The following is a 12,798-nucleotide window of genomic DNA, read 5'->3' as shown; positions in this document are numbered from 1 at the left end:
ATGTTTACTACGATAAAAAAGACTGTCATTGGTATATTTACCATTGTCCGCAGCATGTGGATGGTTAATAGCCATGCGATTAGGCCACGCGATACAATATTGTATCCTGAAGTGCCAGTGCCAGTACCGCCACGCTTTCGTGGGCGTATCATATTGTCCCGCGACCCTGATGGTGATGAACGCTGCGTCGCTTGTAACTTGTGCGCTGTGGCATGTCCAGTCGGTTGCATCTCTCTACAAAAAGCTGAGCGTGAAGATGGACGCTGGTATCCAGAGTTTTTTCGGATTAACTTCTCACGCTGTATTTTTTGTGGTCTATGTGAAGAAGCTTGTCCAACGACAGCGATTCAAATGACCCCTGATTTTGAGATGGGTGAGTATGTGCGTCAAGACTTGGTCTACGAAAAAGAGCATTTGCTTATCTCAGGACCAGGTAAATACCCTGATTATAACTATTATCGCGTATCTGGTATGGCGGTGGCAGATAAACCAAAAGGGGCGGCGCAAAATGAAGCTGCACCTATTGATCTTAGGAGCTTGCTGCCATGATGAATATCTTAAATAATCCTGAATTGGCAGGGTTCTATTCGCTCGCAGCGGTGGCTATTTTTGCTAGTCTACGAGTAATTACGAATGCCAATCCAGTACATGCTATTTTATCGATGATTGTATCGTTGTTAGCAATAGCAGGTATCTTTTTCGTACTAGGTGCTCCCTTTGCAGGGGCGCTTGAGATTGTCGTATACGCTGGCGCAATCATGGTTCTTTTCGTCTTTGTTATTATGATGCTCAATCTTGGTATGGCTAATGATGCACGTGAAGAGCGCTGGCTTGATGCAAAAACATGGGCGGTACCAACTGGCTTAACTGCGATCATTGCGGTTGTACTGTATGCGATGATTGGACTCAATCATGAAGAGGCCGCGGTAATTGGTGGCACCACTATCTCAGCCAAAGCAGTCGGTACGGCATTATTTACTAAATATATCATGCTGGTTGAAGTAGCAGCGCTGCTATTATTAGCCGCCTTGGTTGCTGCTTATCATTTAGGCAAAGAGTCTGTAGACGATGAGATTATTGGCAATGATAGCCAAGATTTTCGCCCAAGCGTTGGTAGCATCATAGAATATGAGAATGACGGCAGCGATACAGTTGGTGATGCCGTTAAAATGGCTAAACCATACGAATATAAAGAAGTAGATCCACATGATTATGTGGGTATGCAGGTTGGTACGCAAAAAGCTACGCGCAAGGAGTCAGACTGATGGTACTAGCAGCGAGCGTGGCACAAGACGTGTCAAACGTGCCGTTCGCCCATGAAGTAGCAGGCTTTGTACAGCCTGTTGCTGAGGCACAGGGTGTATTGGGTATGATACCCATGAGCCACGGATTAATCCTAGCGGGTATTTTGTTCGCTATTGGTCTATGCGGTGTGATGGTTCGGCGCAATTTTTTGTTTATGCTAATGAGCCTTGAGATCATGATGAATGCAGCAGCACTAGCGTTTGTAGTGGCGGGTAGCCGTTGGGTTGATCCAGATGGACAAATTATGTTTATCTTTATTTTGACATTAGCAGCAGCTGAGGCAGCCATCGGTTTGGCAATATTACTACAGTTTTATCATAAGCGTGGGCATCTCGATGTCGATAGCGCCAATGAGATGAAAGGATGATGTCATGAGTTTATTACCATTAACCTTTATATTCCCGCTCATTGGCTTTTTAATTTTAGCCTTTATGCGTGACAAATTAAGCGAACAGGCAGCAGCGTTCGTCGGTGTCGGTAGTATGTTGCTATCAGCACTATGTACACTGGTTGCCAGTTACACTTTTTTGACGGCTAATCCAGCAGGTACGGTAATCCAGATGCCGCTTTGGACTTGGTTTCAAGTTGGCGATTTTGCGCCAAGCTTTGGTCTTAGTTTTGATGGATTAGCACTGACGATGACTGGAGTTATTACAGGCATTGGCTTCTTGATTCACCTGTTTGCCGCTTGGTATATGAAAGGTGATAAAGGCTTTGCACGTTTCTTTAGTTATATGAACTTGTTCGTGGCTAGTATGTTATTGCTGGTATTAGCAGACGACTTATTATTGCTATATCTTGGTTGGGAAGGTGTGGGTATCTGCTCATACTTGCTGATTGGTTTTTACTTTGAAGATCGTGCCAATGGCCGCGCTGCAATGAAAGCCTTTACGGTGACACGTGTCGGTGATGTGTTTTTGGCATTTGGGCTGTTTTTACTATTTCGTGAATTTGGTACACTTAATATTCAAGAGATTATCACTCGCGCTCCTGAAGTATTCGATGTTAATAATCCAACGATGATTTTGACAACGATGATGTTGGTTGGCGGTGCAATGGGTAAATCAGCACAGTTGCCGTTACATACATGGCTTGCTGATGCAATGGCAGGTCCGACACCGGTATCTGCATTGATTCACGCAGCAACGATGGTTACCGCGGGTGTCTATTTAATTGCCCGTATGCATCCGCTATTTATTCTAACCCCTGGCGTTTTATTGTATTGGGTTGGGGCAGTAGGTGCGTTGACACTGGTGGTCGCTGGATTTTGTGCACTGGTACAAACAGATATTAAGCGTATCTTAGCGTATTCGACCATGAGCCAAATCGGTTATATGTTTTTAGCTCTTGGCGTTGGTGCATGGCAAGGTGCAATCTTCCATCTAATGACGCATGCTTTCTTCAAAGCTTTGTTGTTTTTATCTTCAGGTGCGGTCATTTTAGCGGTTCATCATGAGCAAAATATCTTTAAGATGGGTGGCTTACGTAAAAAAATACCATTAGTATTTTGGTGCTATATCGTTGGTGGCGGTGCACTCGCAGCCATACCTTGGGTGACAGTTGGTTTCTATTCAAAAGAAGCAATTCTGTGGGAAGCTTTTGCAACCGGTCATCAAGTCTTATTCTATATGGGTGTATTCGGTGCTTTCTTAACCGCGATTTATACTTTCCGTATGATTTGGATTATCTTTTTTGGCGAAGAAAAAACGCCAGCGCATAAACTATCTGGTGTGTCGTATTGGTTGCCACTCAGCGTGTTATTAGTGCTATCAACTGCAGTTGGTGCATGGATAACGCCACCGTTACAAGGTGTGTTACCAGAGAGTGTTGGGCATTTATTAGAGGTCGCTAATCAAGCCGAAGGTAAACATACAGCAGAATATATTGCCATGGGTGCGATGCTTGCAGGACTGATATTAGCAGCACTATTATATGTGGTTGATAAAGGTCGCCTGCTTACGCGCTTTAAGCAATCAAGTATTGGTGGCGCGCTGTATTATTGGTGCTATAACGGTATGGGCTTTGATGCGCTATACGATTTAGTGTTTGTAAAACCCTTTTTATTCATTGGCCGCTTATTTAAAGCCGATCCTATTGATAAATCGTGGACGATATTACCTATGCTGGCATCAGCAGGTAACAAAGCTATGTCTGCAACGCAAACAGGGTCACTTCGAGGCTATGCTGCAAGCTTCGGCTTGGGCATGGCTGTGCTGTTGGTGCTGGTAATGATGACGGTGGTATAAAATGATAGAGTTACAACAAACGTGGATGCTGCCAGCATTGATCGCAATTCCATTTATTGCAGGATTGTTATGTTGGTTGGTTGAGCGGATAAATAAGCGTCTGCCGCGCTGGATTGCCTTAATCGGGATGATGCTAACCTTTGGTTTGTCACTCGTATTATGGCAGTATGGCGACTTTTCGGGCATGAGTAAGCAAGTAATTGCGCCGCAGTCTGCAGTACCATGGGTTGCCGAATATAGTGTGCCATGGATACCAAGCTTTGGTATTAGCTTTCACTTGGCGATAGATGGTATGTCGCTGTTGATGATTGCATTGACAGGATTACTCGGTGTTGCGGCTGTTGCCTGTTCGTGGAATGAGATTCAACGCCGTGTCGGCTTCTTCCATCTAAACTTGTTATGGAGTTTGGGCGGTGTCATTGGTGTGTTCTTAGCGATTGATATGTTCCTGTTTTTCTTCTTTTGGGAGATGATGCTGGTTCCTATCTATTTCTTGATTGCCATTTGGGGTCATGACGTCGCTGGTGGTAAGACCAAAGAATATGCAGCAACCAAGTTCTTTATCTATACCCAAGCTTCTGGGCTTATCATGCTCATTGGTATTTTATTATTAGTACTATTTAGCTACGCCAATAGCGGTGTGGTTAGCTTTAACTATAATGACTTGCTCGGTACGCCACTTGGCGGCTGGGAATATCCGATCATGCTTTGCTTCTTTATCGGCTTTGCAGTCAAGCTACCTATTATTCCATTCCATGGCTGGTTGCCTGATGCGCATGCGCAAGCGCCAACAGCAGGTTCGGTGGATTTGGCAGGGGTACTGATTAAGACCGCGGCTTATGGTCTGATTCGCTTTGTATTACCGTTATTTCCAGCAGCCTCTCAAGAGTTTGCACCGATTGCTATTACATTAGGTACGATTGGTATCTTTTACGGGGCATGGCTTGCCTTTATGCAAACTGATATGAAGCGTTTGCTCGCTTATACCAGTATCTCGCATATGGGCTTTGTGGTCTTGGCGATTTATGCAGGTACGTTGCTCAGCTTACAAGGCTTAATGATTCAAATGCTTGCGCACGGTCTGAGCTCGGCAGCTCTATTCATCATGGCAGGCCAGCTCTATGAGCGCTTGCATACTCGTGATTTGACCTTGATGGGTGGTATGTGGGGACAATTCCGCTACTATGCACCGATATTGATGTTCTTTAGTGCTGCACTTCTAGGTATTCCTGGTACCGGTAACTTTATCGGTGAATTCATGATTCTGTTTGGCGCATTTGCGCAGTATCCAGTGTTTGTGGTACTAGCAACCTTTAGCCTAGTATTAGCAGGTCTATACTCATTAATCTTGATTTACCGCGCGCTATTTGGTGTCAACAACATCGAAGAATTGGCGTTACATGAAACCAAATCACACGGTTTACCTGCTCGCAAGTTAAAAGATTTGGGCAAGCGTGAGCTGTCGTTATTACTTATGTTAGCAGCTGGATTGGTATGGCTCGGACTGTATCCGCAGCCGATACTTGATACATCAAGTCACGCTATGCAGTGGATTAACAATGCATATATCTATAGTGAGATTACTCAAGTAGATATGTCACAGTTACTTGATGCAATGGAGGCACGTTAAGTCATGAATGAATTTACGATGAATGATTTGATGGGGCTAATGCCTTATGCACCAATCATTGCAGTAGCAGTTACATCACTGTTAGTCATGATTGCGATTACTGTCAAGCGCTCGCATGTGGTCACCGGTACTATTACTGTAATCGGTCTAAACGTTGGCCTATTTACCTTACTTGCGCAAATAGGCGGCGTGATAAGTAGAAAGGGTGTACTACCAAATGCTGAGCAGCTGTTTGTAATTGATAACTTTGCTCAGTTTAATATGGTCATTATCTTTATCTGTGCACTGGCTTGCTGTACGTTAGCGTATGCGTATCTTGCCAATTTAAAAGACAATAAGGATGAGCTGTATTTGCTGATGCTGGTATCGACCACCGGTGCGCTATTGATGGTATCTGCACAGCATATGGCTGCTTTCTTTATGAGCTTAGAGCTGCTTTCAATACCGCTATATGGTCTGCTGTCTTATACCTTTTTACGTAACCGCTCGCTTGAGTCGGGGCTTAAGTATTTGGTGCTATCAGCGACTGCGTCTGCAACTTTACTGATGGGTATGGCCTTTATTTATGCGCAAGTTGGCTCGTTAGCCTTCAAGCCAATCAGTTTAGTATTAGGTGACATGTTTGAGTCACCGCTGCTGATATTAGGCGCAGCGCTAATGATGTTTGGTATTGCTTTTAAACTATCAGCAGCACCTTTTCATATATGGACACCCGATGTCTATGAAGGTGCACCAGCTCCTATTGCAACTTATCTGGCATCCGTATCTAAAGTTGCTATGATGGCACTTGCTGTCCGCTTTTTAATTGATACGGCTTTATTGGCATTGCCTTCAGTACAGATGTTATTAATGGTAATGGCCACACTATCTATCTTAGTTGGTAACCTATTGGCAGTACGTCAAACCAACCTGAAACGTCTGCTGGGTTATTCTTCTATTGCTCATATGGGTTATGTGCTGATTGTGATTGTTAGTATTGGTAGTGCGGCTGATAGCATATCTAGTATGTATATGGCCGCCTATGCCTTCACCTCTATTGGGGCCTTTGGTGTGGTGACATTAATGTCTAGCCCTTATCGGTTATCTGGTGAAGCTGACGAGTTGGTACATTATCAAGGACTGTTCTGGCGTCGTCCAGTGCTTACTGCGGTCATGACTATTATGATGTTATCGTTGGCCGGTATTCCACTGACCGCGGGCTTTATTACCAAGCTATTTGCGATACTGGCAGCTGTTCAAGGTGCTAATTGGTTCTTGGCTGCAATGATTATCTTAGGTAGTGCTATTGGTCTGTTCTATTACTTACGCGTCATGCTGACACTATTTAAACGTCCAAAACAGTTTATTGAGTTTGATGTAGCAGGGCAATGGGGTATCCGTATGGGCGGACTGATGGTTATTGGTGTTACCTTGGTAGTTATTTTCTTCGGTATATTACCAAACAGTATGATTGTGTGGTCAGGCATGGCAAGTATTTGGTAATCTAAGTTTAACGTGTGGCCTGTCAAATACAGGCTAAGTCGTTGCAATCCTTTACTGTTAGTCTGCCGTTACTGTTAGAAAACCAAGATGCGCCAAGTCTATGATAAGCTTGGCGCATCTTTTTTATTTGTTCGTTTTAATAAGCTTTATAAAAATAAATATTAATAAATTGTGAGTGACTAATTATTATGAGTGAAAATAATATTCAAACCGTTAAAGTGCTTAGCAAAACTACATGGACACCAAGTTTATTTAGTTTTACAGTCACCCGTCCAGATAGCTTTAAATTTACTGCTGGACAGTTTGTACGTTTGGGAGTTAACCCCAGCAAACTAAAATACTACGAGCAGCAAAACGAAGAGTCTGATGAAGCATTGAATGAAGATATCTTTCGTGCTTATTCTATAGTATCTTCACCGTTTGATGAGGTACTGGAGTTTTTCTCCATTGTGATTCCTGATGGAGCATTTACCTCGCAGCTGCAGCACTTGCAAGTAGGAGATGAGCTCCTACTCAATACCGTGCCATTTGGATTTTTGACCTTGGCACGTTATCAAAAACCGTTACCAAAAGACTTATGGATGCTGGCAACAGGTACTGGCCTTGCACCCTTTTTATCTATGCTACAAGACCTGCAAACATGGCAAGACTACGATCATATCGTATTGGCTTATAGTGCGCGCTCGCAAGAGGAACTGGCATACGTTGAGCAAATAAGACAGCTACAGGCGGACTTTGGATCGTTGGTTGATAGTCCTGCTGATTTAATATTTGTGCCAATCGTGACTCGTGAGCCAATGGAAGGAGCATTATCTGAGCGTCTGCCGAAACTACTGCTTAATGGAGAACTAGAGGAGCGCGCAGGTATAAAGCTGGACATCGATAATGCGCATGTGATGCTATGTGGTAATCCAGAGATGGTAGAGGATACTAAGGAGACCCTAAAAGATTTGGGTCTGGTCATGAATCGACGTGGTGAGGGTAATATTGCGGTAGAGAATTATTGGTAAACCTCTTAAGTCGTTAATTGCTTTAAGTTATTGACAGAAAAACGCCGCAATCTAATGATAAGCGGCGTTTTTTATTAGTTAGCCAAAGCAGTAACGGTATGCAAGAATTACTCTGTGATGTAAAAGCTACTCTGTACTTGGCTCAGTGGCATCATCTATAGGATTAATAGGACCTTGCATTAACTCGGGTTCATCATCATCACTGATGATATCCTCACCACTACTACCGCCTAATAGGTCGCGATAGTTAATCTGTGCCTTTAGAATTAGCTGATCTTCTTCGACTTCACCGTAGTTCACCTGTACCTTATGTAAGGTACTCATGATTTTTTGGTTCTTTTTTAGCCAGCGATTAATATCGAGATAAATAATATCTTCTTTCGCGCGGGCGATATTGATATAAGTCAGGATAACGCCTAACGGGTCTTTCTTGAGCACACTATGATAGAACCAGATGGCAAGTTTGATACCTTGAAGCTTCAAAAATGACTCACAGCGTAAGTTGAGGACGTCTGTATAAGTCAGCTGGCCAAATACAAAGCGCTGTACATTGCGGTCAAGCTGGGCATGTACAAGGCTAAAGTTACTAGCTACTTCAGCGTAAACACCAGCGGCATTAACCGTACAATATAAACGAAACCAGTCATCATGCAGCTCAACTCGTAACTCTAAGATAGCTTTGACATTGTCTGTGACAAACTTTTGCAGGGCATCATTGACGTATTTTTGCGCAACGGGCAAAGCCAATTCATCATCAAGCTTATCAGCAGTTTTGTTGTACATATTTTTGATATTTTGGGTTAAGCTCTCCCAACCATCACTAAATGACTCGTTAAAACGATAGCCAAGATTATCAGAGAAGTCATCAAAGTTATCGAAGTTACTCAAACTTGTTATCCTTATGATTATAGTAGGATTATTTTAACCGTATAATTGGTTGTCAGCTGCTAATTGATATAATAAGTAATTGATAGACATGACCAGTAGCAATATGACAAGTGAAAATAGTATATAGCAAAATAGCATGGTACAAAACTTAAGGCCTTGTATTGTAGCAAATAACTTAAGAAATATAACGAAGATAGGCAGGCGTGCCTAAATAGCTTCTTCCTCAGCTCTTAAGCTTTATGGCTATTTTGAATAGCGATAAAATGACAGAATAGCGATATAATTGCTGCTCATGTTATGATAGCGCGGATATTATTATTGGTAGGCATAGTTATTGCTTGTATGATGGCTGCAAAAACATTACTGATGCAAAATAATCGTATCAATACGGTTATTACTGTTTTTATTCTTATAATTTGAGACTTACTGTGGCACATATTAAAGATTCTCAAAGCTATCATTTTTCTACTCAAGCTCCAACACGCAACTTTAGCTTACCGATAGCTATTACTATTGCGTTGTTGGTACATGGTGTTATTATCTTTGGTGTCAGCTTTTCTATGGGGCAAGATCCTGCGGCGCTGATGCAAGATGTGGCAAAGGCTTTGACAGACAATATGCAGCCGAATGAGGATGCTCACTATATCGCTAATGCTTCACAAGAAGGCGGAGGCTCGGTACGCCAGCAAGTACGGCAAGAAAGCGCGCAAACTAGCCCACTGAGCTCAGAGCAGATAAGCGAGACTCAAGATGTCATCAATCTGCAACGCCAAGTGCGTCAACAGCGTTATCAAGAGAGCTATCTGCGCACGACTTTGAGTTGGCGTAAGGCTGATGTAGAAGCTGACAACGACAGTAAGCAAGCGCAAGATGATATGATGGCACAAGAGGAGCGTTTACGTAAACAGATTGCGACTTTAGAGGCGCAGCTGTCTCAGCGTCAACAAGTCTATGCAACCAAGTCCAAAGTCGTAACCGTCGATAGCAACTCTACTACTCGCGGCGCTGCGGCAGATTATATCGAAACCTTCCGTGAGCATGTTGAGCGTGTTGGTAACTTGTATTATCCGGTGCAAGCGCGTGCGCAAGGTATCACTGGTGAAGTACGTCTCATGGTGATTATCAGTAATGATGGCAATATTAAAGCTATTCGTTTACTTGAAAGCTCAGGCTCGACGATATTGGATGAAGCGGCCAAGCAATCAGTACGGCAAGCGGCACCCTTTGGTAAGTTTACCGCAGATATGAGCGATATTGTAGAGCTACGTTTGATTCGTACTTATCGTTATAGTGATAAAGTAGAAGTAACTTATTAAAACGGAAAAATCTAAAACGTAAACTTTCAAAAAGTAATCTGTTAAAAAATACGGTATTAAAAAACCATTGGTTAAAATCACGAACAAACTGTAATTATGAATGGGTTAAAATAAATAATGAATTAGAATGAGTGCCAGTATCTGATTCTATTTTAATATGTCCTAATAAACAAACGAAGCTATAGAGTAAAGAGTCAGTATGGAATTTTTAGGTTTTACTATCGATGTTGCCACGTTAACGAGTAACGCACTAAGCTTAGCGCTTAAAGTCGTCTTAGCGATATTAATATTTGTAGTAGGGCGTTGGCTCGCCAAAAAAGCGGTTACGTTCGCTCATAGCATTATGCTGCGTAGCCGTTTAGATGATACCGTGGCTAGTTTTTTAGGTCGTCTAATATATGGCGTGTTGCTGGTTGTGGTTGCTCTAGCAGCCCTTAGCAAAGTTGGCGTACAGACTACATCAGTCGTTGCCATATTGGGTGGTGCCGCAGTAGCCATTGGTTTGTCATTAAAAGATCAGCTGTCAAACTTTGCGGCTGGTATTATGATTGTGACTTTTCGCCCGTTTGTACGTGGTGATTATGTGCAGATTAGTAGTTACACCGGTACAGTGACTGAAATTACTTTGGTCAATACCCATCTAACGACGATTAATAATCACGATATCATTATACCTAATAGCGATATTACCACTTCAGCGGTTATCAACTATACCGCGCTGCCCAACCGCCGTGTCGATATCACAGTAGGGATTGGCTATGATGCCGATATCAAAACTGCCAAAAATGTGATGCTGAGCTTAGCGAAAAACAATGCGATGGCCTTTACTGATCCTGAGCCTATTGTGCGTGTGACCAATCTTGGCGACAATTCAGTTGATCTGACTCTAAACGTTTGGACGACCAATGCTGATTGGTGGACAATGCAATGTGATTTGCTTGAGCAGTTTAAATACGCCTTGGATGATGAGAAAATCGAGATTCCATTCCCGCAGCGTAGTGTCCATGTTAAAGGCTTAGATCAGATGATTAACCAAATGGGTCAAGCACAAAAAATTCCCATGACTAAAGATTAGCTAAGTTAAATTTAGGAATTTGGAGCTTATGAGTTGAGAAGTTTAGAGTTTAAGAGGTTTGGCGATTAGGTATTTGAAACATAAGGGTTTGGTAGGTTCAAACCTGCCAAAATCTCAATTTCAAAACGCTCCATCTCATCCTGTTCAGCTTGACCGAGCTCATGATCGAAGCCTAATAAATGCAGCACGCCATGTACCAATAAGTGGCTAATGTGCTGCACTAGCGTTTTGTTTTGCTCTGCGGCTTCACGTACCATTACTTCATGACAGATAATTAGCTCACCAAGTGGCAGGGTTGGCATCAGCTCAATAATATTAGCTGGCATCTCGCTTGGGTAAGATAAAATGTTGGTCGCATAATCCTTGCCACGTGCTTCCAAATTCAATTCTTGGCCTTCAGTCTCGTCAGTAATATATATATCTAATGCTTTAGGTTTCTGCTGCCACATCTCAAGACTAATATCTGCAAAGTAGGGTAGCATCAGCCCATTCTTCTTACGCTTATCTATATAATCTAAAGTTGCCATCATGACTGGCAACAGACTATCTTCGTTATAAAAGCTATCAATCAAATTATCATCAATACTATCAATAGCGCTGGCATTTAGCTCAGCACTGGTTAGACTATTTGACTCTATTTCATTCATATTATTTTTATCCGTAAATTACACTTATTGCCTAATCTAGTTATAAGTTATTTCATAAAATATATCAATTATATTCAATGTGCCTATTTTCTCAGAGCATGATTAATCTGCAATAAATATTGCCGCTAACATTAAACTGTTATCAGGTAATGTTTATGCCTTTTCTACTCGAATGACTTTCCAATTAGATTCCATAAGCGAAAAACCTAATGTCGAATGTATACTGTTGGCATAAATATATTATTAGATAGTCCACTTCTAGTATAAGTGATACTAAAGATCTATTAACAATTTGGAAAGAATTAAGCATGCTAGAAGTGAGTAAAGCTATATGTTATATGTAAGAATCATATGTGATTGTAGTAGTTTTCTATTGTTCCGTTTTTCACTAGAAATATTGCGTATGTAAGTCGAGCTTGAACCGTTTTTTCTTTAACAAAATAACTAAAAATTATTACTCATTTTCTATCCGGTCATCAATAAGACGGGGACCGCTAGGGTTATTTGCAGTTATGAAAACTTGTTGATATATTCTATAATTTGCATTTTCTCTGCGGCTTGTCAATCTATTTAATTCTCTTTCGTAGTATATTGTTTGACCTGGTCTTAACCCAGATTCATCAGTTGAGGAATTCGGCCACCAGTCGACTCCCAAATTTGGATATATCCATGCTGCTTCTCCAATAAAATCATCATCGTCTCGGAAAAGTCTATCATGCATCTTCGATGATGCTACTCTAGCTGCAACTGCCAACTCTTCCCTTGTAGGAGTCCTTCCATCATCAAAGGCTGTTTGAGCTGCTACTCTTACCGTTTCATATAAAATGTTATTGTTGTCACGCCGATGCCGATGTAGGGAACGATCTTCTTCCACCGTTCTTATGACAAGCCCAAAGAATGGATTATTATTGGTAGGTACATTTTTTGAACTTATAACACCTCTTGCTGTTCGGGCTTGCGGATTAGCCCAACCGCTTGGACTATCTAATGCAGGTAATTCAAAAGTAGGATATACGTCACCAGTAGTGTATCCATGCACTTTAACTCTACCATTGAACGCTGTAACAAAAAAAATTTGAAGACTCGCTTCGTCAACGCGTGGGTCGTCGCCCGCTACACCTTCTTCTGGATCTTCGATTGCCAAACCCCATACTACGCTAATCCAAGCCATTCCAACCTCCGATTACTCGTGTAAAAAC

Annotated in this window: 12 protein-coding genes; 9 read left to right on the top strand and 3 right to left on the bottom strand. The window is 42.1% G+C overall.

The annotated features are described in order from the left end of the window. From nuoI to ACTQ9S_RS12420, 7 genes are all read left to right on the top strand, one after another. Positions 1 to 549, top strand: coding sequence for an NADH-quinone oxidoreductase subunit NuoI (gene nuoI, locus ACTQ9S_RS12450; protein ID WP_068034761.1), 549 nt, complete (start codon positions 1 to 3; stop codon positions 547 to 549). Continuing rightward, positions 546 to 1,265, top strand: a complete 720-nt coding sequence (nuoJ, locus tag ACTQ9S_RS12445; RefSeq protein WP_440455099.1) for an NADH-quinone oxidoreductase subunit J — start codon at positions 546 to 548, stop codon at positions 1,263 to 1,265. Before nuoI ends, nuoJ begins: the two co-directional genes overlap by 4 nt. Before the next feature lie 98 nt (positions 1,266 to 1,363). Then, the gene (nuoK, locus tag ACTQ9S_RS12440; RefSeq protein ID WP_058368358.1) at positions 1,364 to 1,672 is read left to right on the top strand and encodes an NADH-quinone oxidoreductase subunit NuoK; all 309 of its coding nucleotides are present in this window, start codon (positions 1,364 to 1,366) and stop codon (positions 1,670 to 1,672) included. 4 nt (positions 1,673 to 1,676) lie between these two features. Further along, positions 1,677 to 3,551: an NADH-quinone oxidoreductase subunit L gene (gene nuoL, locus ACTQ9S_RS12435; protein ID WP_440455098.1), complete on the top strand. Its 1,875-nt coding sequence runs from the start codon at positions 1,677 to 1,679 to the stop codon at positions 3,549 to 3,551. A gap of 1 nt (position 3,552) precedes the next feature. Continuing rightward, complete coding sequence (gene nuoM / locus ACTQ9S_RS12430) at positions 3,553 to 5,181, top strand: NADH-quinone oxidoreductase subunit M (RefSeq protein ID WP_440455097.1); 1,629 nt, start codon at positions 3,553 to 3,555, stop codon at positions 5,179 to 5,181. 3 nt (positions 5,182 to 5,184) lie between these two features. Next, a complete protein-coding gene (locus ACTQ9S_RS12425) occupies positions 5,185 to 6,663 on the top strand; it encodes an NADH-quinone oxidoreductase subunit N (RefSeq protein ID WP_440455096.1) in 1,479 nt (492 codons plus the stop codon). Between the two features lie 188 nt (positions 6,664 to 6,851). Continuing rightward, a complete protein-coding gene (locus tag ACTQ9S_RS12420; protein WP_440455095.1) occupies positions 6,852 to 7,673 on the top strand; it encodes a ferredoxin--NADP reductase in 822 nt (273 codons plus the stop codon). A 126-nt stretch (positions 7,674 to 7,799) separates the two neighbouring features. Here the strand turns inward: ACTQ9S_RS12420 and ACTQ9S_RS12415 are convergent, their stop codons facing one another. Then, on the bottom strand, positions 7,800 to 8,561 hold the full coding sequence (locus tag ACTQ9S_RS12415) for a hypothetical protein (RefSeq protein ID WP_227514109.1): 762 nt from the start codon (positions 8,559 to 8,561) through the stop codon (positions 7,800 to 7,802). A 428-nt stretch (positions 8,562 to 8,989) separates the two neighbouring features. On the opposite strand from ACTQ9S_RS12415, the gene ACTQ9S_RS12410 reads away from it, so the two are divergent. Together ACTQ9S_RS12410 and ACTQ9S_RS12405 are read left to right on the top strand one after the other, a co-directional pair. After that, complete coding sequence (locus ACTQ9S_RS12410; protein WP_068326233.1) at positions 8,990 to 9,877, top strand: energy transducer TonB; 888 nt, start codon at positions 8,990 to 8,992, stop codon at positions 9,875 to 9,877. 199 nt (positions 9,878 to 10,076) lie between these two features. After that, positions 10,077 to 10,952, top strand: a complete 876-nt coding sequence (locus tag ACTQ9S_RS12405) for a mechanosensitive ion channel family protein (RefSeq protein WP_440455094.1) — start codon at positions 10,077 to 10,079, stop codon at positions 10,950 to 10,952. Between the two features lie 65 nt (positions 10,953 to 11,017). Here ACTQ9S_RS12405 and ybeY read toward each other — a convergent pair whose 3' ends face one another. Together ybeY and ACTQ9S_RS12395 are read right to left on the bottom strand one after the other, a co-directional pair. Continuing rightward, positions 11,018 to 11,599 carry an rRNA maturation RNase YbeY gene (gene ybeY / locus ACTQ9S_RS12400; RefSeq protein WP_440455093.1) on the bottom strand — a complete coding sequence of 194 codons (582 nt, stop codon included), beginning with the start codon at positions 11,597 to 11,599 and terminating at the stop codon, positions 11,018 to 11,020. 454 nt (positions 11,600 to 12,053) lie between these two features. Beyond that, a complete protein-coding gene (locus ACTQ9S_RS12395; RefSeq protein WP_440455092.1) occupies positions 12,054 to 12,770 on the bottom strand; it encodes a hypothetical protein in 717 nt (238 codons plus the stop codon). Positions 12,771 to 12,798 lie beyond the last annotated feature (28 nt).

The organism is Psychrobacter sp. ASPA161_9 (assembly GCF_051970275.1).
Lineage (GTDB): Bacteria > Pseudomonadota > Gammaproteobacteria > Pseudomonadales > Moraxellaceae > Psychrobacter.
Note: the sequence above shows the minus strand (reverse complement) of the source record. Positions and strands in the feature narration are given on the sequence as shown.

What these genes read in the sequence shown, in the direction of transcription:
- ACTQ9S_RS12395 (WP_440455092.1), bottom strand. Translation starts at nt 12,770, where the DNA reads ATGGCTTGGATTAGCGTAGTATGGGGTTTGGCAATCGAAGATCCAGAA.
- ACTQ9S_RS12405 (WP_440455094.1), top strand. Translation starts at nt 10,077, where the DNA reads ATGGAATTTTTAGGTTTTACTATCGATGTTGCCACGTTAACGAGTAAC.
- ybeY (WP_440455093.1), bottom strand. Translation starts at nt 11,599, where the DNA reads ATGAATGAAATAGAGTCAAATAGTCTAACCAGTGCTGAGCTAAATGCC.
- ACTQ9S_RS12420 (WP_440455095.1), top strand. Translation starts at nt 6,852, where the DNA reads ATGAGTGAAAATAATATTCAAACCGTTAAAGTGCTTAGCAAAACTACA.
- nuoL (WP_440455098.1), top strand. Translation starts at nt 1,677, where the DNA reads ATGAGTTTATTACCATTAACCTTTATATTCCCGCTCATTGGCTTTTTA.
- nuoI (WP_068034761.1), top strand. Translation starts at nt 1, where the DNA reads ATGTTTACTACGATAAAAAAGACTGTCATTGGTATATTTACCATTGTC.
- ACTQ9S_RS12425 (WP_440455096.1), top strand. Translation starts at nt 5,185, where the DNA reads ATGAATGAATTTACGATGAATGATTTGATGGGGCTAATGCCTTATGCA.
- nuoJ (WP_440455099.1), top strand. Translation starts at nt 546, where the DNA reads ATGATGAATATCTTAAATAATCCTGAATTGGCAGGGTTCTATTCGCTC.
- nuoM (WP_440455097.1), top strand. Translation starts at nt 3,553, where the DNA reads ATGATAGAGTTACAACAAACGTGGATGCTGCCAGCATTGATCGCAATT.